The 22,165-nt window shown below is 69.1% G+C and carries 20 protein-coding genes; 8 read left to right on the top strand and 12 right to left on the bottom strand.

The window, feature by feature from the left end; translation table 11 throughout:
* Window positions 1-64 precede the first annotated feature (64 nt).
* From ACYQ5L_RS02945 to zapE, 3 genes are all read right to left on the bottom strand, one after another.
* On the bottom strand, window positions 65-1,540 hold the full coding sequence (locus ACYQ5L_RS02945; RefSeq protein ID WP_459955277.1) for a UDP-glucose dehydrogenase family protein: 1,476 nt from the start codon (window positions 1,538-1,540) through the stop codon (window positions 65-67).
* Entirely contained in the window at window positions 1,540-2,685 is a 1,146-nt protein-coding gene (locus ACYQ5L_RS02940) for a glycosyltransferase family 4 protein (RefSeq protein ID WP_459963307.1), read from the bottom strand. The genes ACYQ5L_RS02945 and ACYQ5L_RS02940 overlap by 1 nt, the downstream gene beginning before the upstream one ends.
* Window positions 2,686-2,910: 225 nt before the next feature.
* Window positions 2,911-3,864, bottom strand: a complete 954-nt coding sequence (gene zapE / locus ACYQ5L_RS02935; RefSeq protein ID WP_459955276.1) for a cell division protein ZapE — start codon at window positions 3,862-3,864, stop codon at window positions 2,911-2,913.
* Window positions 3,865-3,942: 78 nt separating this feature from the next.
* On the opposite strand from zapE, the gene ACYQ5L_RS02930 reads away from it, so the two are divergent.
* The gene (locus ACYQ5L_RS02930) at window positions 3,943-4,608 is read left to right on the top strand and encodes a TetR/AcrR family transcriptional regulator (protein ID WP_459955275.1); all 666 of its coding nucleotides are present in this window, start codon (window positions 3,943-3,945) and stop codon (window positions 4,606-4,608) included.
* On the opposite strand, the gene ACYQ5L_RS02925 is transcribed toward ACYQ5L_RS02930, so the two are convergent.
* From ACYQ5L_RS02925 to ACYQ5L_RS02890, 8 genes are all read right to left on the bottom strand, one after another.
* Window positions 4,520-4,846 (bottom strand): hypothetical protein, encoded by a 327-nt coding sequence (locus ACYQ5L_RS02925; RefSeq protein WP_459955274.1) that lies wholly within the window; start codon window positions 4,844-4,846, stop codon window positions 4,520-4,522. The two genes, ACYQ5L_RS02930 and ACYQ5L_RS02925, sit on opposite strands and share 89 nt — an antisense overlap.
* 39 nt (window positions 4,847-4,885) lie before the next feature.
* On the bottom strand, window positions 4,886-5,233 hold the full coding sequence (locus ACYQ5L_RS02920) for a DoxX family protein (protein WP_459955273.1): 348 nt from the start codon (window positions 5,231-5,233) through the stop codon (window positions 4,886-4,888).
* Between the two features lie 101 nt (window positions 5,234-5,334).
* The gene (locus tag ACYQ5L_RS02915; RefSeq protein ID WP_459955271.1) at window positions 5,335-6,510 is read right to left on the bottom strand and encodes a lipid-transfer protein; all 1,176 of its coding nucleotides are present in this window, start codon (window positions 6,508-6,510) and stop codon (window positions 5,335-5,337) included.
* Window positions 6,507-6,926 carry a MaoC family dehydratase gene (locus ACYQ5L_RS02910; protein WP_459963306.1) on the bottom strand — a complete coding sequence of 140 codons (420 nt, stop codon included), beginning with the start codon at window positions 6,924-6,926 and terminating at the stop codon, window positions 6,507-6,509. Before ACYQ5L_RS02910 ends, ACYQ5L_RS02915 begins: the two co-directional genes overlap by 4 nt.
* Before the next feature lie 50 nt (window positions 6,927-6,976).
* A complete protein-coding gene (locus tag ACYQ5L_RS02905; RefSeq protein ID WP_459955270.1) occupies window positions 6,977-7,945 on the bottom strand; it encodes a bifunctional MaoC family dehydratase N-terminal/OB-fold nucleic acid binding domain-containing protein in 969 nt (322 codons plus the stop codon).
* A 314-nt stretch (window positions 7,946-8,259) separates the two neighbouring features.
* On the bottom strand, window positions 8,260-9,429 hold the full coding sequence (locus ACYQ5L_RS02900) for an acyl-CoA dehydrogenase family protein (protein WP_459955269.1): 1,170 nt from the start codon (window positions 9,427-9,429) through the stop codon (window positions 8,260-8,262).
* Window positions 9,414-10,481 carry an acyl-CoA dehydrogenase family protein gene (locus ACYQ5L_RS02895; protein WP_459963305.1) on the bottom strand — a complete coding sequence of 356 codons (1,068 nt, stop codon included), beginning with the start codon at window positions 10,479-10,481 and terminating at the stop codon, window positions 9,414-9,416. Before ACYQ5L_RS02895 ends, ACYQ5L_RS02900 begins: the two co-directional genes overlap by 16 nt.
* A gap of 26 nt (window positions 10,482-10,507) precedes the next feature.
* Window positions 10,508-12,670, bottom strand: coding sequence for an acyl-CoA dehydrogenase family protein (locus tag ACYQ5L_RS02890; protein WP_459955267.1), 2,163 nt, complete (start codon window positions 12,668-12,670; stop codon window positions 10,508-10,510).
* Window positions 12,671-12,829: 159 nt separating this feature from the next.
* Between ACYQ5L_RS02890 and kstR the strand changes: the two genes are divergently transcribed.
* The 5 genes from kstR (at window position 12,830) to ACYQ5L_RS02865 (ending at window position 19,589) form a co-directional block, all read left to right on the top strand.
* Window positions 12,830-13,477, top strand: a complete 648-nt coding sequence (kstR, locus tag ACYQ5L_RS02885) for a cholesterol catabolism transcriptional regulator KstR (protein ID WP_379192344.1) — start codon at window positions 12,830-12,832, stop codon at window positions 13,475-13,477.
* A 330-nt stretch (window positions 13,478-13,807) separates the two neighbouring features.
* Complete coding sequence (otsB, locus tag ACYQ5L_RS02880; RefSeq protein ID WP_459955265.1) at window positions 13,808-16,378, top strand: trehalose-phosphatase; 2,571 nt, start codon at window positions 13,808-13,810, stop codon at window positions 16,376-16,378.
* A 395-nt stretch (window positions 16,379-16,773) separates the two neighbouring features.
* On the top strand, window positions 16,774-17,709 hold the full coding sequence (locus tag ACYQ5L_RS02875) for a metal ABC transporter solute-binding protein, Zn/Mn family (RefSeq protein ID WP_459955264.1): 936 nt from the start codon (window positions 16,774-16,776) through the stop codon (window positions 17,707-17,709).
* A gap of 144 nt (window positions 17,710-17,853) precedes the next feature.
* Window positions 17,854-18,714, top strand: coding sequence for a metal ABC transporter ATP-binding protein (locus tag ACYQ5L_RS02870; protein WP_459963304.1), 861 nt, complete (start codon window positions 17,854-17,856; stop codon window positions 18,712-18,714).
* Complete coding sequence (locus ACYQ5L_RS02865; RefSeq protein ID WP_459955263.1) at window positions 18,711-19,589, top strand: metal ABC transporter permease; 879 nt, start codon at window positions 18,711-18,713, stop codon at window positions 19,587-19,589. Before ACYQ5L_RS02870 ends, ACYQ5L_RS02865 begins: the two co-directional genes overlap by 4 nt.
* Window positions 19,590-19,712: 123 nt before the next feature.
* Here the strand turns inward: ACYQ5L_RS02865 and ACYQ5L_RS02860 are convergent, their stop codons facing one another.
* Complete coding sequence (locus ACYQ5L_RS02860) at window positions 19,713-20,588, bottom strand: HhH-GPD family protein (protein WP_459963303.1); 876 nt, start codon at window positions 20,586-20,588, stop codon at window positions 19,713-19,715.
* A 104-nt stretch (window positions 20,589-20,692) separates the two neighbouring features.
* On the opposite strand from ACYQ5L_RS02860, the gene ACYQ5L_RS02855 reads away from it, so the two are divergent.
* Together ACYQ5L_RS02855 and ACYQ5L_RS02850 are read left to right on the top strand one after the other, a co-directional pair.
* Window positions 20,693-21,316, top strand: coding sequence for a carbonic anhydrase (locus ACYQ5L_RS02855; RefSeq protein WP_459955262.1), 624 nt, complete (start codon window positions 20,693-20,695; stop codon window positions 21,314-21,316).
* A 168-nt stretch (window positions 21,317-21,484) separates the two neighbouring features.
* Complete coding sequence (locus tag ACYQ5L_RS02850; RefSeq protein WP_459955261.1) at window positions 21,485-22,147, top strand: hypothetical protein; 663 nt, start codon at window positions 21,485-21,487, stop codon at window positions 22,145-22,147.
* Window positions 22,148-22,165: the final 18 nt, after the last annotated feature.

The raw sequence follows: 22,165 nt of genomic DNA, 5'->3' as shown, positions 1-22,165 counted from the left end.
TAGTTACATGCCGATCGGTCCGCGAGGACGGAAATGGCGAACACCGGTTACATACACATCACGTTCACGCGGTGCGGCGCACCCGGGCTCGCAAGCGCGTGAACGCCGTGGAATCGGCCAGGACGCGCGGCGACCGTTCGCGATCCCGACCGGCCGCTTCCGGCACCGGCTGGGCCGGATTCCGCAGCGGCGTGACTTTGCTCGTCCCCGGCAGGGATTCGACGAGCCGCCCGAGCGCGCGGAAGTCCCACCCGGCGGCCAGCCACGGGGTCGGATCGAGGGTGTTGCGCGCATCGATGATGACGCCGCCCCGGACCACCGAGCGCAGGAAAACCGGGTCCAGCTCCCGGAATTCGTGCCATTCGGTGAGGTGCAGCACGACATCGGCCTCGTGCAGGGCCGCGGCGGCGGTGGCGGCGTAGACCAGCTGCGGCGCGATGGCGCGGGCCGGACCCGTTGCGGCCGGATCGAATACGGTCACCTCCGCGCCCGCGGCCCGCAGCCGCACGGCCACATCGAGGGCGGGGGAATCGCGCACGTCATCGGAGAGCGGTTTGAACGCGGCGCCCAGCACACCGACGCGGCCCACCGGACGCGCGCCCGGACCGCGCAGCAGCGCCAGGGTTTCCGCCACCACGCGTTCGCGGCGGCGCAGGTTGATGGCATCCACATCGCGCAGGAAGTCGACGGACTCCCCCGCGCCGAGTTCGCCCGCGCGGGCGATCAGGGCGCGCACGTCCTTGGGCAGGCAGCCGCCGCCGTATCCCAGTCCGGCGCCGAGGAATTTGCGGCCGATGCGGTCGTCGTGGCCGAGCGCGTCGGCCAGCAGGGTCACGTCCGCGCCGGTGATCTCACAGAGTTCGGCCATGGCGTTGATGAACGAGATCTTCGTCGCCAGAAAGGCATTGGCGGAGACCTTGATCAGCTCGGCGGTGGGGAGATTGGTGACGACCACCGGGGAGCCCGCGGCGATCGGCATCGAATACACTTGGCGCAGCGCCCATTCCGCGTCCGGGGTGGTGACGCCGAAGACCAGGCGGTTGGGGTGCAGGGTGTCATGGACGGCGTGGCCCTCGCGCAGGAATTCCGGATTCCAGGCCAGATCCACGGAGATGCCCGCGGGCGCGAGCTCGGCGATGCGGGCCGTCAAGGCCGCTGCCGTACCCACCGGCACCGTGGACTTGCCGACGATCAGGCAGTTGCGGGTCAGATGCGGCACCAGGCCGTCCAGGACCGTATACAGCTGGGACAGATCGGCGGCCCCGGTCGCGCTGGGCGGCGTTCCCACACACAGGAAATGGATATCGGCGAAGTGCGCCGCTTCCCGCAGCGAGGTGCCGAACCGCAGCCGGCCGGTCTCGACGTGACCGGACAGCAGTTCGGGCAGGCCGGGCTCGTGGAAGGGCACGGTGCCCGCCGACAGCGCGGCCGCCTTGGCCGGATTGCTGTCCACACCGAGCACGTCGAAGCCGAGTTCGGCCATGCCCGCGGCATGGGTGGCGCCGAGATAACCGGTGCCGATGACGGAGATGCGGAGCATCACGAGGCCTCCTTGGAGAGCGGTCCGCAGTCGGGAAGCGAACGCGTGCGGCGTTCGGCGATGACCTCGCGGTAGTGGCGGATCAGCAGATCGTTGACGGCCGACCAGGAACGGTCCTGCACGCTGCGGTGCGCGGCGGCCGCGGTCTGCTCGCGCAGCCGCCGGTCCGCCACCAGGCGGCGGACCAGATTCACCATGGCCTCGGCATCGCCCGGGGGATAAAGGAATCCGGCGCCGGGCGCGACCACGTCGATCGGCCCGCCGGCTTTGGGAGCGACCACCGGCACGCCGGAGGCGAGCGCTTCCTGCGCCGCCTGGCAATAGGTTTCGTGGCGGCCGGTGTGCACGAAGACATCCAGCGAGGCGTAGGCCGCGCCCAGCTCGTCACCGTGCAGCACGCCCAGGAAGGCCGCCTCCGGGAGGAGCTTGCGCAACCGCTTCTCCTCCGGGCCGCCGCCGACCACGACCAGGCGCACGCCGTCCACCTCGCGCAGGTGCGCGAGCAGCTCCAGCTCCTTCTCCGGGGCCAGGCGGCCGATATAGCCGACGAGGGCTTCGCCATTGGGGGCCAGTTGCTTTCGCAGCTCCTCCGACCGGCGGAACGGCCCGAACTGCTGGAGATCCACCCCGCGCGGCCAGCGTGCCAGCCCGGGGATGCCCATCAGCTCCAGCTGGCGCAGGCTCGCCGTGGACGGCGCGAGGGTGCGGTCCACCTGCAAGTGGATGCGCCGGGTGAGCGCCGCCATGGTCCGGACGCCGCCGGGCAGGTCGTAGCGCTCGGCGAAGCCGACCAGGTCCGTCTGGTAGACGGCCACGGTCGGCACATCCAGTTCGCCCGCCACCCGGGCCGCCTGATAGCCGAGCGTGGCCGGGGAGGCGATGTGCACGACGTCGGGCTCGAATTCCCGGATGATGCGACGCAGGCGCCGGCGCGTCTCCAGGCCGATGCGGAAGTCGCGATAGAAGGGCAGCCGGGCCCCGCGCACCACGTGCACCCGGAATCCGGCGTACTTCGCGGGCCCGGTGGGCGCCAGCAGCACCGCTTCGTGGCCCTTGGCGGACAGGTGGTCGAGCACCCGGCGTACGGAGTTGGTGACACCGTTGACCTGGGGAAGAAAGGACTCGGCGACGACCAGCACCCGCAGCCGGGTGCTCGGGATGCTCGGGTTCCGCGGCGCGGAACCTCCAGCCTGCTCACGGATTCGCATCGTTCCCCTCCGGTTCGGTGCTGCCTCCTCTCAGCAAGGTAGGAAGTGGCTCGCAACGTAAGACCCCCTGCGCGTGGACGGGACGTGAACCGTGCCTGTCGATCAAGGAGGCATGTTCACCGAGGTGTCGCCGGACGGTCGCGCGCATGTCCGCGAGGCGTTCTATGGAAGGACTGCGGCTTGCGGAACGGTCAATTCGCTCAGCCGGCTGACGGTGCGGTACAGGTCGGGCACGCGCGGGACCTGCTCGGCGAGTGCGGTGAGCGGGACCTCGGCGTACACGGTGAGATCGAGATCGGCGTCGTAGAGAACGTCCACCAGGTTCACGAAACGCATGACCCAATCGGCCGGGACGGTGTGCGGAGCGGGTACGCCGCACAGGGTCCAGTGCCGGAATCGCCGGGCGAGTTCCAGGAAGTCGGACGCCGAGACCGGGATTCCGCAGATCTCGGCGAAATCGACGATCAGGGTGTCCGCGTCGGCGCTGCGGGTGCGCATGCGGCGGTGGGCGATCGGCACCTCGGCGAGCCCGGCGACGGCGCACTCGCCGACCAGGTACCGCCCGGCCGCGAATCCGGTGTGCCGCCCGCCGAGGCGGCGATAGTCGACCGGGCCGTCCACCGCCAGCACGTCCAGGTGCTCGAGAATCCGCGCGATGGCCGGCTCGAAGAGGTGATGGAACAACGGGTTCGGCAGCAGCTGCTCCGGCGCGTAGTTCGAGGTCACCACCAGCGTGATGCGCCGGGCGAACAGCGTCTCCAGCAGCCTGGCGACCAGCGTCGCGTCACCGGAGTCGTGCACGTGGAATTCGTCGAAGCAGACCAGATCGACCCCGCCGAGCAGCGCGTCCGCCGCCGCGTCGACCGTCCCATACGCGTGGATGTCCGCGTTCAGCTGTGCGAAGAAGCCGTGAAAGTGGAACCGCCGCTTACGCTTCGACTCCACCTGCGCGTAGAACCGGTCCATCAGCATGGTCTTCCCGCGCCCCGGCCCGCCGTGCAGGTACAGCCCGCGCGGCCTGCGGCCCCAGCGCTTGCCGACCCGGGCGGCGATGTCCGCCAGCCGGTCCGCCGCGATCCGCTGGTCGTGGTCCAGAACGATGGCCCGCGTGTCCACAACAACCTCCTCCGTCCTCTACATCCGTAGAGCACCCTCTATAGTTGTAGAGGACTACGCGGCCGAGGAGGACCGAAGGTGACCACTTCCACATCGGATCGGCGCACGCTCATCGTGGACAGCGCCATAGATCTCATTGCCACCCAAGGCCTTCGAGCCCTCACCCACCGCGCGCTGGACACCGCCCTGGAACTGCCCGCGGGCTCGACGTCCTATTACTTCCGCACCAAGCGCGCCCTCATCGAGGCCATCGTGGACCGCATCGCGTTGCGCTCCCGCACCGACTTCGCCGCAACCCGCGACACCGCCGGACCGCCGGTCACCGACCCCGACGCCATAGCCCACGGCATCGCGGTCTGGCTGGATCAGCTACTGGCACAACGCCGTAACCATCTGATCGCCCGGCACGCCCTCATCATCGATCAACTCGGCGACGCGGCTCTCCACGCGAAACTCACCACGAGCCTGTTCTCCCACCGCCACGCCACAGAGCTGTTCGCTGCCCTGCACGCCACCGCCCCCGACGCCGCGGCGGCGGATTTCATCGCGATCATCGAGGGCCTGGTCTTCGACCGATTCGCCGGAGCCAGAACCCCTCTCGCCCCGAACACCGCGGAGAGCATCGCCCAGCTGACCGCGGTCCTCACCATCGCCCTCAGCAGTCTTGCGTCATCCGGATATCCGGCCACGGCGGCCGCCGCAGCAGCGCCCCGGTCACGAAAGCAGCGGCCAGCAACCCCGTAATCGTCCCCACGGTGGCCGCGATCAACCCGGTCCGCGCCTGGATCAACCCGATCCGATCCTCGGCCGCCTCCCACTTCACCTCACTCCCGTGCACCACGAACACCCCAACCGGCCGCGCCCCGGTGTACCCGACGGCCGACACCGTAATAACCGTGGCCCCCTCGGGCGTCTGATACGGCTCCCCGTAAACGAGCGCACCACCCAGCGCCTTCTCGTCCATTACCTCACGCAGGTTCACGACGTCCCCCTCGGTGTGTTCGACTGTCTCCCAACCAACTTACGCCGCGAGTTGCAGCGCCAGGGTGGCAATCGCCGGGCCCATGTAGAGCAGCGGGAACGGCAGCGTCTTGTACGACCGCGCCCGCAGGATCGTGATCACGGCCCCGCTGAAGTACAGGATCAGCCCGATGGCGGCGGCGATCCCGATCGCCGGAACGAAGAACCCCACCACCAGCCCGAGCGCCCCGGCGGCCTTGGCCAGCCCGAGCAGATTCCACCAGCTCTCCGGAACCCCGTAGTCCCGCAGCGGATCCACGACGAACGCCTGCTTGGCGAGGATCGAATACGCCGAGAAGCCGATCCAGAGGGCCGCGACGACTCCGACGATGTGGTAGGCGGTGTTCATTGAAATCCGTGTCCTTCCGAGCGGAATTGAACCGTGTACGCCTGGAGGACGACACAGGTCCCGCGGGTGTGACATCCCGCCCGCCCGAACGGATGCGGATTTCAGTTGGCGGTGAGAACCAGGCCCGAAGTGGGGACGCCGGTGCCGGCGGTGACGACGATGTGCTCGAGGCCGTCGACCTGGTTGACCGAGGTGCCGCGGATCTGGCGGACGCCTTCGGCGATGCCGTTCATGCCGTGGATGTAAGCCTCGCCGAGTTGGCCGCCGTGGGTGTTGAGGGGGAGGCGGCCGCCTACTTCGAGGGCTCCGTCCTGGATGAAGTCCTTGGCTTCGCCGCGGGCGCAGAAGCCCAGTTCCTCGAGTTGCATCAGGACGAAGGGGGTGAAGTGGTCGTAGAGGATGGCGGCCTGCATATCGGCCGGGCGCAAACCGCTCTGGGCCCAGAGCTGGTCGCCTACCAGGCCCATTTCGGGCAGGCCGGTCATGGCGTCGCGGTAGTAGGAGGTCATGACGTACTGGTCGGCGCCGGAGCCCTGGGCCGCGCCCGCGATGAGGGCGGGCTGGTGCGGAAGGTCCTTGGCGCGTTCGGCGCTGGTGACCACGATGGCGACGCCGCCGTCGGTCTCCTGGCAGCAGTCGAGCAGGTGCAGGGGTTCGGCGATCCAGCGGGAGGCCTGATGCTCCTCCAGGGTGATCGGCTTGCCGTAGAAGTGGGCGGCCGGGTTCACCGCGGCGTGCTTGCGGTCGGCGACGGCCACGCGGCCGAAATCCGCACTGGTGGCGCCGTATACGTGCATGTAGCGGCGGGCCACCATGGCCACCTGGGCGGCGGGGGTGCCCAGGCCGTGGGTGTAGGAGAAGGCGTTGTCGACGCCCGAGGAGGTGGGGTTGCCGGTGGCCAGGTGGGTGGCGAACTGGCCGAAGCGATTTCCGGAGCGTTCGTTGAAGGCCCGATAGGCCACCACCACATCGGCGATGCCGGTGGCCACCGCCATGGCGGCGTGCTGCACGGTGGCCGCGGCCGCGCCGCCGCCGAAGGGGATGTTGGAGAAGAACTTCAGGCTCGGGATGCCCGCCGCCCGGGCCACCGCGGCCTGGGTGTTGGTGTCCATGGTGAAGGTGGTCAGGCCGTCCACGTCGGCCGGCGTCAACCCGGCGTCCGCGAGCGCGGCGGTGACGGCCTCGGCGGCCAGGCGCAGTTCGCTGCGGCCGGAGTCCTTGGAGAAATCGGTGGCGCCGATGCCGGCGATGGCGGCGCGGCGGCTCAGGGCCGTCACTGGTGTGCCTCCTGCAGGGAGATGACGGCTTTCGCCGAAATATGGTCGCCGAGACTGTCCTTGCCGATGACCTCGATGGTGATGTCACCGCCGTCGACGGCGATCACCGTGCCGGACAGCGTGAGGGTGTCGCCCGCGTACAGGGGCACGCCCAGGCGCAGCGACAGGGATTTCACAATCGCGCGCGGCCCCGCCCAGTCGGTGACGAAGCGCTGCACCAGGCCGGTGTCGGTGAGGATATTGACGAAGATGTCCTTGGAGCCGCGCTCGACCGCCTTGTCGCGGTCGTGGTGCACGTCCTGGAAATCGCGGGTGGCCAGCGCCGTGCTGATCACGAAGGTCGGATCGGCGTGAATCACCAACTCCGGCAAGACGGTTCCGACCCGCGCAGCGGCGGGCTCGATGGTCGCTGTCAGCCCACCCGTGGCCCGACCACCGCCCCTCACGGAATCGCTTCGCGATGCTGTCATCGAATTGCCTTCCAGTAGGGCACGGTGTTGTCCTCGTCGAGCTTCTCGAACCCGGCCTCGACGGCCAGCCCGACCTCGACCGCGGCCGGATCGATGCCGCGCAGCTCGCCCAGCATGCGCACGCCCTCCTCCAGCTCGACCAGTGCGATCACGTACGGCAGTTGCCGCCCGGGCACCCTGGGCGCGTGATGCACGACGAAACTGAAGACGGTGCCGCGCCCCGACGCCACGACATAGTCGGTCTGCTCCGACTTGTCCTTCCACAGCGCGGGCACCGGCGGATGCCGGAGCGTGCCGTCCGGCATCTGCTGGATGCGCAGCTCACCGAGCTTCGTTCCGTCCCAGAAGAATTCGGTGTCCTTGGACACCGTGGGCCGCACCCGCTCGGCGAGATCCTCCGCGCTGGGCGCGTCCCCGGCGGGCTCGGCGGTCTTGGGAGCCGCCGTCCCGGGCGCGAACTTCAGCATGCGGAAAAGCATTTCGGTGACCAGTTCCTCGCCCACGTACCAATTGGTGCGGTAGGTGGTGAACCAGCCCTCGCCGAGCCCGGTTCGCTTGGGCCCCACCAGTTCCTCGATCCCGGAGCGCACGGTCACCCGCTCGCCGATCTGCAGATAGCGGTGGTAGATCTGCTCGCAGTTGGTGGCGACCACCGAGGTGTACCCGGCGGCGTCGAAGAGCTTGTTGGTCTGCTCCATCGGATCGTCGTCCGCGCGTTTCCCGTTGAGCCCCAGCATGGTCCACACCTGCGCCATGGCGGGCGGCGCGACAATGCCCGGATGCCCGGCCGCGCGGGCGGCGGCCTCGTCCACGTAGATGGGGTTGGCGTCGCCGAGCGCCTCGACCCAGTTGTTGATCATGGGCTGATTGACCGGATCCCGGCCCACCCGGGGCGCGGACTCCCCCGCCGCCTTGATCTTCTCGACCGCCGCGCGGATCTCGTCGGCGGTGCTGCTCTGCGTCACTGTGACTCCTATCGGGGGACGCGCGGCAACCGCAGGCCCATTTGGGCCATCGGGCACAGCCGCGCATGATCTCGTCGACGCATCGGAACTCTCGTCACGGTCGGCAGCTCCTATCGGGGGACGCGCGGCAACCGCAGGCCCATTTGGGCCATCGGGCACAGCCGCGCATGATCTCGTCGACGCATCGGAACTCTCGTCACGGTCGGCAGCTCCTATCGGGGGACGCGCGGCAACCGCAGGCCCATTTGGGCCATCGGGCACAGCCGCGCATGATCTCGTCGACGCATCGGAACTCTCGTCACGGTCGGCAGCTCCTATCGGGGGACGCGCGGCAACCGCAGGCCCATTTGGGCGATGAGCTCGCGCATGATCTCGTTGACGCCGCCGCCGAAGGTGATCACCAGGTTCTGCTTGGTGCGCCGGTCCAGCCAGGTCAGCAGTTCGGCGGTCTTGGGATCGGCGGGATCGCCGAAGCGCCCGACGATCTCCTCGGCCAGCCGGCCGGCCTCCTGCACCGCCTCGGTGGAGTACACCTTGGTCGCGGAGGCATCGGCGATGAGTTCCGCCGGAGCGGTGTCGGGCCGTTCCATATTGGAGGCGACCTGCCAGTTCAGCAGCTCATTGAGCCGGACCATGGCGTGCAGGCGGCCCAGCGAGCGCCGCACGTCGGGCTCACCCAGCACGCCCTGCCGCTGCGCCCATTCGCGCACCCGCTCGTAGAGCTGCTCGATCTTGCCGGACGGCCCCAGGCTCACCCGCTCGTGATTGAGCTGGGTGGTGATGAGCTTCCAGCCGCCGTTCTCCTCGCCGACGATCATGTCGGCGGGCACCCGGACATTGTCGAAATAGGTGGCATTGGTGTGGTGGGCGCCGTCGGCGGTGATGATGGGCGTCCACGAGTAGCCCGGATCCTTGGTGTCCACGATGAGGATCGTGATGCCCTTGTGCCGCGATTCCACCGTGCCGGTGCGCACGGCCAGCCAGATGTAATCGGCCTCGTGCGCGCCGGTGGTGAAGATCTTCTGCCCGTTGACGATCCAGTCGCCATTGGCGTCGCGCACCGCGGAGGTGCGCAGCGCGGCGAGATCGGTGCCCGCCTCGGGCTCGGAGTAGCCGATGCCGAAATGAATGTCGCCGGTGAGGATTCCGGGCAGGAACTTCCGCTTCTGCGCCTCGGTCCCGAAGGATTGCAGGGCCGGGCCGACGGTCAGCAGCGTGACCAGCGGCACCGGCACGTCCGCGCGCACGGCCTCGTTGTAGAAGATCTGCTGTTCCAGCGGGCCGAAGCCCTGCCCGCCGTACTCCTTCGGCCAGCCCACTCCGAGCCGGCCGTCGGCGCCCATCCGTTTCACCACGGCCCGGTAGGCGTCACCGTGCCGATTCACCAGCATCTCGGCCTCCTCTTCGGGAGTGACGAGACCGGCGAAGTACGAACGCAATTCGTCGCGCAGCTGCCGCTGTTCAGCGGTCAGTTCGATGAACATCTGGCTCCCAAACGATCCAGCCGGAACGATTCGCCGCCCAGCCAGCGCGCGATGTCCTTGGCCTGTGAGTAGTAGCGGTGCAGCGGATGGGTCACGTCGACGCCGATGCCGCCGTGCAGGTGATGGCATTTCTGCAGGGCCGCGGGCAGTTCCGAGGCGACCGTGTAGGCCAGCACGTCCAGGTCGTCGTCGGTGCGCTCGCGGTGCGCGGCGCTGTCGTCGTCCTGCGCCAGCGCCCAGGTGGCCGAGGCGGCGGCCGCGTGCAGGGTGCGCGAGACCACGTACACATCGGCGATCTGCTGGGCCACCGCCTGGAATTCGGCGAGCGGCTTGCCGAACTGCTCGCGGGTGCGCACATGTTCGGCGGTCAGCGCCAGCACGCCCTTGAGCAGTCCGTCGGCGACCGAGCCCAGACAGGCCAGAGCCAGGCGGTGCAGTTCGGTGAGACCGCCGGGCAGCAGGTGCTCGGCCGGAATCTGCACGGCATCGAAGCGCAGCGAGAACTCCGGCACCCCATCGGAAGTCGGCGAGGCGGTGCGGGTGATGCCCGGCGCGTCACCGTCGACGACGGCAATACCGGCGTCGGTCGGCACCAGGATCCAGCGCGCGGTGTCGGCATAGGGCACCGCCACCTTCTGCCCGCTGATCCGCACCGTGGCGCCGTCGGCCACGGCGGTGGTCTCCGGCTTCACGGTGAACGGCGCGCCCGCCTCGTGCAGCGCCGCCGTGAGCACCGCACCGGTGGCCACGGCCGGGAACACCTTCTCCGCCAGCGCATCCGGGACGCCGATGGCGAGCAGCGGCAGCACGCCGAACCCGAGCGTACTCAGCGCCGGGGTCTGCACGGCATCGGTCGCCAGTTCGGTGAGCATGGCGCAGACCTCGAGCAGGCCCATCTCGTCCCCACCGAAGCGTTCCGGTAGCGGCACCGCTAGCAGGCCGCTGTCGGCAATGACCGGCCACAGCGCGATATCGCGCGCGCTTTCGCGTTCCAGCAAACTTACGACAACCTCGGCGACAGCGTCCTGGCTCTCGTCCCTGGTGAAGTCCAATTCCATGCTCCCGGTTGTGGTGTGGATTAGCCGTGCGATTCGCGGGGCAGACCGAGGATCCGTTCTCCGGCAACGGTCAACAGAATCTGCTCGGTCCCGCCGGCAATCGACAAACAGCGTGTGAGCAGGAATTCTTTCACCAGGTCGGTTTCCAGGGCGCCCGCCACACCAGACAATTCGACGGCGAATTCGGCCACCGCCTGCCGGTGTCGCACACCGACCAATTTGCGCACGCTGCTTTGCGGGCCGGGATCACCGCCGGCAAGCAGTTTTTGTGCGGCACGAGCATCTAGCAAAGTTCCGGCAATTGATTCGGAGATCAGGCCTCCGAGTCGGTCGGCCACCAATTCCGCACCCGGACCCGAGGTCGGCGCGGCGGCGATCAGGGCCTCCAGCTCCTGGCCGATTCCCTTGCCGCCCATGGCGACCCGCTCGGCCGACAGGGTGGAGCGGGCGATCTTCCAGCCATTGCCCAATTCCCCGACCAAGCATTCGTCCGGAACGAAGACATCGTCGAGGAAGACCTCGTTGAAGCGCGCCTCGCCGGTGATCTCCACCAAGGGCCGGATATCGATGCCCGCGCTTTTCATATCGACCAGGAAATAGCTGATGCCCTTGTGCTTGGGCGCTCCGGTATCGGTGCGCGCCAGGCAGATACCCCAGGTGGCCCGATCGGCCAGCGAGGTCCAGACCTTCTGGCCGCGCAGCTTCCAGCCGCCCTCGACGCGTTCGGCCGTGGTGCGCAGCGCCGCCAGATCCGAACCGGCCTCCGGCTCGGAGAACAGCTGGCACCAGATCACCTCGCCGGTCAGCGTCGGCAGCGCGTAGCGTTCGATCTGCTCGGGCGTGCCCCACTGCAGCAGGGTGGGAATCGCCCAGTTGGCAATGGCCAGATCCGGCAGGTCGATTCCGGCCCGGCGGATCTGGTCCTCGATCCAGGTGCGCTGGATCGGGCCCGCGCCGCGGCCGTAGGGCGCCGGCCAGTGCGCGGCCAGCAGCCCGGACGCGGCCAGCGCGGCGCGCTGTTCCGGCGCCGGGATGGCGGCGATCTTGGTCAGCTCGGCGGCCAGCACCGCGGCCTCGGCCGCGTCCACACCGACCGCATCCCAATCGGGTTCGGCGTCCCCGGCCGGGGAGGAGCCCAGGTCCACGCCGACGGTGCGGCGCACGCCCGCCTGGGTCAGCTCGGCGACCCGGGCCCGCCAGCGCGCGGAACCGCCCAGCAACTGCCGCACCGCGGTGGCCCGGCGCAAATACAGGTGCGCGTCGTGCTCCCAGGTGAAACCGATTCCACCCAGTACCTGAATACAGTCCTTGGCGGTCTCCACCGCGGCATCGAGTGCGATGGCCAGTGCGACGCCCGCGGCCAGCCGCAGTTCCGCACTGCCGGTGTCGGCGGCATGCGCGGCATCGGCGGCCACCGCGCGAATCTGTTCGGCCCGGCACAGCATCCACGCGCAAATGTGTTTCACCGCTTGGAATTCGCCGATCTTGCGCCCGAATTGTTCGCGCACCTTGGCGTATTCGGTGGCGGTTTCCAGGCACCAGCCCGCAATGCCCGCGGCCTCGGCGGCAATCAGAACGGCGGCCAGATCGAGAACGTCCTGCGCCGGTTCGAAGATGCGATCCGGAGTTACAGCAACATTCGCGCACGTGACATTGGCGAGCGGCGTGCTGCGGTCGATCACGTCCAGCGGTTCGATCCGCAGGCCCGCGGCGTCCGCGTCGACCAGGCACCACAGCCGCCGGACGCCGTCGCGCACCGGGACCAGCACCGCGGCGCCCGGGGCGGCGCCGAGCACCGAGTCCCAGGCGCCGGAAAGGCTGAGACCGGATTCACCCGCCGATATTGCGATTTCACCCCCGAGGGCGATGCCGCACGGCGTATTCTCGTCGAGCATCTCGCCGGCAACGAGTCCCGCCAGCGCCGTCGAGAGCACGGGTCCGCCGACGAGATCATGCGCTGCCTGCTCCACCAGAACAGCGAGATCACCAATGGTCCCACCCGCACCGCCGGCCTCTTCCGGAACCGCGACCCGGAATATCCCGAGATCGGCCAGGCGCGACCAGTATTCGCGCCAATAATCCGGTGCACCTGAACGCAGTGTTGCAATTGGGCGCACCGCGGCGGCCCATCCGCGCATCGATTCCTGAACGGCTTTATGCTCGTCAGTGGTGGCTATGGTCACACTCCATACCGCCTTTCCGGCGTGACTTCCACTCCTAGAACATGTTCTAATGTTCGAGCCGGGCGTAAGTCAAGCGCCGCCCGGTCGCGGTACGAACTCGTAGCCAGCCGACGCTGGGTGAGAGACCCGATGATTCGTGCAGGAAAGGACTTTCAACCGATGGCCAGTCCCTCCCGATCGCAGGCAGCCGATGGGGCGACGGCTGCGCGCACCGCGCCAGTCACCACCCTCAGCGAGGAGGATCTGAGTTCGGCCGCGCAACGCGACCGCCGCAAGCGCATCCTCGACGCCACCCTCGCGCTGGCCTCCAAGGGCGGTTACGACGCGGTCCAGATGCGGGCGGTCGCCGAGCGCGCGGATGTCGCCGTCGGCACGCTCTACCGCTACTTCCCGTCCAAGGTGCACCTGCTGGTGTCCGCGCTGGCCCGGGAATTCGAGCAGTTCGAGGGACGCCGCAAGCCGCTGGCCGGGGCCACCCCGCAGGAGCGCATGCACCTGCTGCTGACCCAGGTCACCCGGGCCATGCAGCGCGACCCGCTGCTCACCGAGGCCATGACGCGCGCCTTCATGTTCGCCGACGCCTCCGCCGCGGCCGAGGTGGATCGGGTGGGCAAGGTGATGGACCGCTTCTTCGCCCGCGCCCTGGCCGACGACAACCCCACCGATCGCCAGCTCGCCATCGCCCGCGTCATCAGCGATGTGTGGCTGTCGAATCTGGTTGCCTGGCTGACCCGCCGCGCCTCCGCGACCGACGTGACCGAGCGCCTGGAACTCACCGTCGATCTGCTCATCGGCGGCAAGGAGTGAGCGACTCCCGCCCACCCGTCGCCCACCACCACCCTCAACGGAGAGCCTGCGGCTCAAATCACATTTAGCGAACGCCACCCGTGCATACGCACGGGTAACAAAGGAGGTCTGCCCGCCCCCGGAGAGCGGACAGGCCTCCTTTGCCGTTGCTGGAACGTCACTGGTCAGAGGCACAGAGCCCGGGAACGATTCGCGGAATTCGGACATTCGGTGAACGACATGCAAGTGTCCTGTAAACGCTATGTATCACCACCAGAACGAGTGGGCAATCAATACCCAGTACCATCACTCGCGCCCTGAAAAAACTCCTCCGATCATTAGGTTGGATGCGTGAGCGCACAGGATTTGCCACTGGAACTTCGCCGTGCGTTGTCGGCCGTCGCCCGCGTGCCGCGGCTGCTGGTCGCCTCGGACTACGACGGGACCATCGCGCCCATCGTTTCGGACCCGGCGAAGGCTTATCCCCACCGGGAGTCCGTGAGTGCGCTGCGCGCGCTCGCCGGCCTCACCGGAACCACTGCCGCCGTGATCTCCGGGCGCGCCCTGCGTGATCTCGCGGCCCTGTCCCGGCTGCCCGTCGAGGTGCAGCTGATCGGAAGCCACGGTTCGGAATTCGATGTCGGCTTCGTCCATGCCATCGACAATGACGCCAAACAGCTACTGCAGGAAGTGCAGGCGACGCTCACGCAGATCGCGACCGACAATCCGGGCGCGACCGTCGAGATCAAACCCGCCAGCGTGGCCCTGCACGTCCGCAATGCCAGCCCCGAAATCGGCCGCCGCGCACTGGTTCAGGTGCGGCAGGGCCCGGCCAGCTGGGTCGGCGTCCAGACCACCGAGGGCAAGGAGGTCATCGAGCTCGCCGTCGTGGAAACCGACAAGGGCGCGGCGCTCGATATCGTCCGGCACCAGCAGGGCGCCTCGGCGGCGGTGTTCATCGGCGACGACGTCACCGACGAGAAGGCTTTCAAACGGCTGTCCGGCCCCGATGTGGGCATCAAGGTCGGCGACGGCGAGAGCCTCGCCGAATTCCGGGTCGCCAGCACGGAGGAGGTGTCCAAAGCCCTCGCCTACCTGCTGGAGGAACGCCGTACCTGGCTGGCCGGGGCCAGCGCCCCCCGAATCGAGCGGCTGACCATGCTGGCCAGCCCGCGCACCAAGGCCCTGGTCACCCCGGACGGCACCATTACCTGGCTGTGCCATCCGGAACCGGATTCGGCGGCGGTGTTCGCGCACCTGCTCGGCGGGCCGGGCGCGGGCCACTTCACCATTCAGCCCGAACGCGCGGGCCTGCCGCTGTCGCAGCGCTACAAGGACGGCACCATGACCGTCGAAACCCGCTGGGCCAGTCTGCAGGTCGTCGACTACCTGCCGCACGATGTCGTTCCCGAGCGCACCGACCTCACCCGCATCATCACCGGTGACGCCAAGGCGGTCGTGACCTTCGCGCCGCGGCCGGAATTCGGCCAGGTGCCGGTGCGGCTGGTGCGCGCGGCCGGCGGGCTCGTGGTGCAGGGCACCAACGACCCCATGGTGCTGCGCTCCCCCGGCGTCGAGTGGGAGATCATCGACGAGGGCAATCACCACACCGCCCGCGCCGTGGTGGATCCGCGGCAGGGGCCGATCATGCTGGAGTTGCGCTGCGGCACCTCCGATCTGGCGCCCGCCATGACGCCCGAACCGGACCGGCGGCGGGAAGCCGAACGGTACTGGTCGGATTGGGCCGGCACGCTCGAACTGCCGCCGCTCAAACCGGATCTCATGAAGCGGTCCGCGCTCACCCTGCGCGGCCTGGTGCATGCGCCGTCCGGATCCATCCTGGCCGCGGCCACCACCTCGCTGCCCGAGGACATCGGCGGCGTGCGCAACTGGGACTACCGGTACTGCTGGCTGCGCGATGCCTCGCTCACCGCCTCCGCGCTGGTGTCGCTGGGCTCGCTGACCGAGGCCGAGGATCTGCTGGACTGGGTGCACCGGGTGCTGGAAACCCTGCCCGGACCCGAGCGCCTGCACCCGCTCTACACCCTCTACGGCGAGACCCTGCCGCCCGAGGCCGTCATCGACCAGTTGCCCGGCTATGCCGGATCGCGGCCGGTGCGCGTCGGCAACGCGGCGAACATGCAGGTGCAGCTGGACGTGTTCGGTCCCATCGTGGACCTCATCTCCCAGCTCGCGCACGCCCGCGAGAAGAAGGGCATCACCGATCCGAAAAAGGCGCTGCCGGACGCGGATTGGGAGCTGGTGCACGCCATGGTCTCGGCGGTGCAGCGGCGCTGGCGCGAACCCGACCACGGCATCTGGGAGATTCGCGGCAATCCGCGCCACCACGTGTACTCCAAGGTCATGGGCTGGCTCACGGTGGACCGGGCGCTCACCCTGGCCCGCCAGTTCGACCGGCCCGGCGATCCGGAATGGCAGAAGCTGCGCGACACCATTGCCGACGAGGTGAAGGTGGAAGGCTGGAACGAGGAGGTCCAGTCCTACACCGCCGCCTACGAGGGCACCGATCTCGACGCCGCCACCCTGCACATCGGGCTCAGCGGGCTCATCGACCCCTCCGATCCGCGCTTCGCGGCCACCGTCGTGGCGACCGAGGCGGAACTGCGCAGCGGTTCCACCGTCTACCGCTACCACCACGACGACGGCCTGCCCGGCGGGGAAGGCGGCTTCCACCTGTGCGCCGCCTGGCTGGTCGAGGCCTACCTGCTCATCGGCAAGCGTGAGGACGCCGAAGCCCTCTTCGCCCAGCTCGTCGACGTGGCCGGCCCCACCGGACTCCTCTCCGAGGAGTACGACCCGGTCGCCGAACGCTCACTGGGCAACCACCCGCAGGCCTACAGCCACCTGGGTCTGCTCCGCTGCGCCCAGCTCCTGAGCCAGCCGGTGGCCGCACTGACGTAAGCCGCTCGGCACGAAGAGAATTTCGGCCCCCGCGAACAAGAGTTCGCGGGGGCCGATCCGTATTGGTGAGCGGGCGCAGCCAGGCGGAGGCCCGGCTCGGTCAGCGGGCACGGCCAGGCGGAGGCCCGGCTCGGTCAGCGGGCACGGCCAGGCGGAGGCCCGGCTCGGTCAGCGGGCACAGCCATGCGGAGGCCCGGCTCGGTCAGCCGGGCGCAGCCCTATGGGGGCCCGGGGGCCTAGCCCCCCATCCCCTCTCTCGTCCGGGGATGCGGGGCGCAGCCCACGGTGTTGAGCACCACAGACGCTGGAGGCGATGCGGAACCCGCTGGACAAATGCGCTACATTTTAATGGCAATCGTTTTCGTTTTACTTAAGTGTTTCAGGAGTACCCCCGCGTGACTAGAAGCTCTGCCCGAGGATTTGCGTTGCTCGCCGCGGGTCTCGCCACAGTGGCGACCCTGACCGCCTGCGGAAGCGCGAAGAACGATTCCGGAGAACTATCCATCGTCGCCTCCACCAATGTCTGGGGCGATATCACCAAGGCCATTGCCGGCCCGGATGTGAAGGTCGAGTCGCTGATCTCGGACCCGTCCGCCGATCCGCACTCCTACGAGGTCACCGCCGTCGAGGCGGCCAAGATCACCGACGCCGACCTGGTCGTCTACAACGGCGGCGGCTACGACAAATTCATCGACAAGGCCATCGACGGCAAGAACAAGAAGGCCGTCAACGCCTACCGGGTCGTCACCGGCGAGACCGGCGACGCGCACGGCCACGGCGGCGCCGCGGCAGCCGGACACGGCGACGAGCACGCCAACGAGCACGTCTGGTACGACGTGGCCGGCGTGCGAGAGGTCGCCGAGCACATTGCCGAGAGCCTCGGCGAGCTCGATCCCGACCACAAGCAGGCCTACACCGATCGCGCCGCCGCCTTCACCGGTCAGCTGAACGGCATTTCCGCCATCACCGCGAAGACCGCCGCCGAGCATCCGAACCAGCCGGTGCTGCAGACCGAGCCGCTGGCCTACTACCTGCTGGTCGATTCGAAGGTGGACGACCGCACGCCGCACGAATTCCAGGAAGCCGTCGAGCAGGGCACCGATCCGGCCCCCGCCGATGTCGCCGCCGTTCGGGACCTGCTGACCGGCAAGCAGGTTCGCGCCCTGGTCTACAACATCCAGACCGAGGACAAGACCACCAAGGACCTGCGCGCCCTGGCCGAGGCCAATGGCGTGAAGGTCGTCGAGGTGACCGAAACCCTGCCGGAGGGGCTGGATTACATTCAGTGGATGACCCGCAACGCCCAGGCGCTCGCCCAGGCCCTCGCGTAGTCCGGCATCCTCGTGCCCGCCACCCTCGCTGCCCACACCGGGAGCACCATCATGAACACGAAACCATCCACAGCTGTGGATAATTCATCCACCGGCTCGGCGAACGAGCCCGCACCCCTGCCGAAAAACGTTGCGGAGAAGGAAATTCCGGGTCCCGATTCGGCAACGGTCGCGGTTCCGGCGGTGCGGCTGTCGAACGCCCGGCTGTCCTTCGGCGAGCGAACCCTGTGGCAGGGCCTCGATCTGGACGTCGCGCCGGGCGAGTTCATCGCGGTGCTCGGACCCAATGGATCGGGCAAGACCTCGCTGCTGCGCATGCTGCTCGGGCAGCTGGCGCTGTCGGAGGGCGCGGCCGAGATCGCGGGATCGCCCACGCGCACCGGCAATCCCGATATCGGCTACATTCCGCAGCAGAAGACCATCGAGGCCGGCACTCAGCTGCGCGGCGTGGATCTGGTCGGGCTCGGCGTGGACGGGCACCGCTGGGGCCTGGGCCTGCGCGGGCGCAAGGAGCGACAGCGCAAGGTGGCGCAGGCCATTGCGGCGGTCGGCGCGGAGCATTTCGCCTACGCCCCGCTGGACGCGCTCTCCGGCGGCGAACAGCAGCGGCTGCGCGTGGCCCAGGCACTGGTCGGCGATCCCCGGGTACTGCTCTGCGATGAACCGCTGCTGTCGCTCGACCTGGCCAATCAGCGCCTGGTCTCCGAACTCATCGACAAGCGGCGGCACACCCACGACACCGCCGTGCTCTTCGTGACGCACGAGATCAATCCGATTCTGCCGCTGGTGGATCGGGTGCTGTACCTGGTGGACGGCAAGTTCCGGATCGGCACCCCCGATGAGGTCATGACCTCCGAGGTGCTCTCCGAGCTGTACCGCACCGAGGTGGACGTGCTGCGGGTGCGCGGCCGGCTGGTGGTCGTCGGCACCGGCGACACCATGGACGCGCTCGGCGAGGCGGGCGCCCAGCACTGCCACGGCGAGACCCCGGAGGCGCGGCCGTGATCGACAAGCTCTCCGGCGTCTTCACCACGATGTTCGACTTCTCCACCACCGCGCACCTGCTGTCCTACGACTTCGTCCAGCAGGCGGTGCTGGCCGCGGCCCTGCTGGGCCTGCTGGCCGGGGCCATCGGCCCGCTCATCATCAGCCGCCAGATGTCCTTCGCCGTGCACGGCACCAGCGAGCTCTCGCTGACCGGCGCGGCCGCGGCGCTGCTCGCCGGAGTCGGCGTGGGACTGGGCGCGATCTTCGGATCCGTGGTGGCGGCCGTGCTCTTCGGCGTCCTGGGTTCGCGTGCCCGCGAACGCGATTCGGTGATCGCCGTGGTGCTGTCCTTCGGCCTCGGCCTGTCGGTGCTGTTCCTCTGGCTCGGCCCCGAGCGCGCGGGCTCCAAGTTCTCGCTGCTCACCGGTCAGGTCGTCAGCGTCGGCTACAGCGGTCTCGGCCTGCTGGCCACCTGCACCGCGGGCGTGCTCATCGTGCTGGCCGCCATCTACCGCCCGCTGCTGTTCGCCAGCTCCGATCCGGAAGTGGCCATCGCCCGCGGCGTTCCGGTGCGCGCGCTGTCCATCGTCTTCGCCGTACTGCTCGGCATCACCGCCGCCTTCGGCGTCCAGATCGTCGGCGCCCTGCTGGTGCTGGCCCTGCTGATCACCCCCGCCGCCGCGGCCGGTCAGCTCACCGCGGATCCGGTGAAGGCCACCGTCCTCGCCATCGTCTTCGCCGAAACCGCCGCCGTCGGAGGCATTCTGCTCTCCCTGGCCCCCGGCGTCCCGGTATCCACCTTCGTCACCACCATCTCGTTCACGATCTATCTGGTGTGCCGCGTGGTCGGGTCGCGGACCCGCAATCGCCGCCGCGCCCTCGTGCCCGCCTGATCGCCCCGTACTCGCGATCTACCGCATGAGGGGCGGCAGATCGCGCCCGCCGCACCCCTTCCGCGTGACGCCCCCTCGTTCACGCCTGGAAGGGGTGCGCGCACAAGCCCTTCCGGGACCGCGCTAGCGGGCGGCGCCGCCCTCGCCCGCCAAGGCGAACAGCCCATCGGAGGTCTGCTCGATCAAACCGTCCACGAGCAGGGAGTCCAGGGCGCGGTCGCGCTGTCCCGGATCACGAGTCCAGGCCAGGTCCAGGCGGATTCGTTCCACCGGGCCGGAGGCGTCGCGCAGGACGTCGAGCAGGCGGCCGCGGGCCTGCCGGTCGGTGCCCTCGTACTTCTGCACGCGGCGCACCACATCGGAGGCCGGGCGGCCCGCCGCCACCCACGCACAGCTCGGCAGCGGGCAACGGGCGCAATCGGGATTGCGTGCCGTGCACACCAGCGCGCCCAGCTCCATGAGGGCCGCGGACATGGTGGCGGCGCGGTCGACGCGCGCGGGCAGCAGGGCCTCGGTCTCGCCGAGATCGCGGGCGGCGGGATTGCCCGCCTCGGCCCTGCCGTGCACGGCGCGCGCCACCACGCGACGGACATTGGTGTCCACCACGGGAACTCGCTGCCCGTAGGCGAAGCAGGCCACGGCGCGGGCGGTGTACGCGCCGATGCCGGGCAGGCTCAGCAGCGTGTCCACATCGGCCGGCACCACATCGCCGTGGTCGCGCGCCAGCACCCGGGCGCACTCGTGCAACCGGAGGGCGCGCCGCGGATAGCCGAGCTTGCCCCAGGCGCGCAGCACCTCGCCCTGCGGCGCGGCGGCCATGGCCGAGGGCACCGGCCAGCGCGCCACCCATTCCCGCCAGATGGGCTCGACCCGCACCACCGGCGTCTGCTGCAGCATGATCTCGCTCATGAGGATCTGCCAGGCGCTCACGCCCGGCCGCCGCCACGGGAGATCGCGGGCCGTGGCCCCGTACCAGTCGATCAGCGCGTCGCTGTCCATTGCCACCAGCTCACCATGTTCGCGGGATACCTGCCAGCGGGTAGTTGCGGGACCGTAACGTCACGGACTCGCCGGTAACCGATGCGCTATGGAGAATGGGACGCATGCCGCATACCAACCCGATCAGTGCCTGGAAGGCCCTGCGCGAGGGCAACGAGCGCTTCGTCAATGGCACGTTGCAGCATCCTAGCCAGGGTGCCGCCGACCGGGCCAAGCTCGTCAGTGGACAACAGCCCTCGGCGATCCTGTTCGGCTGCGGCGACTCCCGCGTGGCCGCCGAAATCATCTTCGACCAGGGCCTCGGCGATATGTTCGTGGTCCGCACCGCCGGCCACGTGGTGGACTCCTCGGTGCTGGGCTCCATCGAATACGGCGTGCAGGTGCTGCACGTGCCGCTCATCGTGGTGCTCGGCCACGACAGCTGCGGCGCGGTGCGCGCCACCATCGACGCCCTCGATCACGGCAATGTGCCGGGCGGATTCATCCGCAGCGTGGTCGAACGGGTGACTCCGTCGATCCTCATCGGCCGCCGCGAGGGCCTGGAGACCGTCGACGAGCTCGAGGCCAGGCACGTCGAGGAGACGGCGCGGCTGCTCATGCAGCGGTCGATGATCATCTCGCAGCGCGTCGCCACCGGCGAGTGCGCCATCGCGTGCATCACCTACAACCTGGCCGAGGGCCAGATCAAGCTGCACCGCGTGATCGGCAATATCGGCGAGGTGGTGTAACCGCGCCCCTCAGGGTCTCCCCTGCCCCACTGCTGACGCAGTGGGGCGGGGTTGTAGAAGGGAAGTGTCAGGGGTCCGCGGAATTTACCCGGCGCGTAGGCTGTTTCACCTCCGACACGCCGAGACCCTGCGGCTGCTGCACCCGACCGTGCCCTTACCGTTGTCACCGTGCTGGAACCGAATGGACCACTGCCGCCGGAAATCTACTGGCGCCGTCGCCTGGTGGCGATCGGCGCGCTGGTGGTCGCCACCGCGCTGGTGATCTGGGTGGCGTTCGCGCTGCTGCGCGGTGGCGGCGGCGAGGACAAGCAGGCCGACGGCAAGACCACCACCTCCGCCGAGGCCACCAACAAGGCCGCCGGCAGCTCCTCCGCCCCGGCCGAGTCGGGCAAACCCTCCGGCAGCACGACCAGCGGCAGCGCGGCCCCGGTCGCGCAGGGCCAGTGCCCCGATCAGTCCCTCGCCGTGAAGGTGAATGTCGGCCAGCCCACCTACAAGTCCGGTGAGCAGCCGGTGTTCGGCATCGTCATCACCAATATCTCCAGCGCCGCCTGTGAACGCGATATGGGTTCGGGCCTGCAGCTGGTGTCGGTGCAGTCGCTCGACGGCGCGCGCCGGCTGTGGGCCAGCACCGACTGCTATCCGGACGGCACACCGGATGTGCGCACCCTCAATCCCGGCCAGCAGGCCGCCTTCACGGTCACCTGGACCGGCTCCACCTCGCAGCCCAGCTGCGCGGGCGAGCGCGTCCCGGTGCCGCCGGGTCCCTACACCGTTGTGGCGCAGCTCGGTTCGGTGCGCAGCGCCCCGGAGCCGTTCAATATCGCCTGATTCCGGCCGGGCGTGGCC

The sequence above is a fragment of the Nocardia sp. IFM 10818 genome (genome assembly GCF_054655275.1).
This window is presented reverse-complemented; position numbering and strand designations above follow the sequence as displayed.

Excerpts from the sequence above, each read along its gene's own strand:
- kstR (WP_379192344.1), top strand. The coding sequence starts at position 12,830 with ATGGCCAGTCCCTCCCGATCGCAGGCAGCCGATGGGGCGACGGCTGCG.
- ACYQ5L_RS02900 (WP_459955269.1), bottom strand. The coding sequence starts at position 9,429 with ATGTTCATCGAACTGACCGCTGAACAGCGGCAGCTGCGCGACGAATTG.
- ACYQ5L_RS02855 (WP_459955262.1), top strand. The coding sequence starts at position 20,693 with ATGCCGCATACCAACCCGATCAGTGCCTGGAAGGCCCTGCGCGAGGGC.
- ACYQ5L_RS02920 (WP_459955273.1), bottom strand. The coding sequence starts at position 5,233 with ATGAACACCGCCTACCACATCGTCGGAGTCGTCGCGGCCCTCTGGATC.
- ACYQ5L_RS02860 (WP_459963303.1), bottom strand. The coding sequence starts at position 20,588 with ATGGACAGCGACGCGCTGATCGACTGGTACGGGGCCACGGCCCGCGAT.
- ACYQ5L_RS02945 (WP_459955277.1), bottom strand. The coding sequence starts at position 1,540 with ATGCTCCGCATCTCCGTCATCGGCACCGGTTATCTCGGCGCCACCCAT.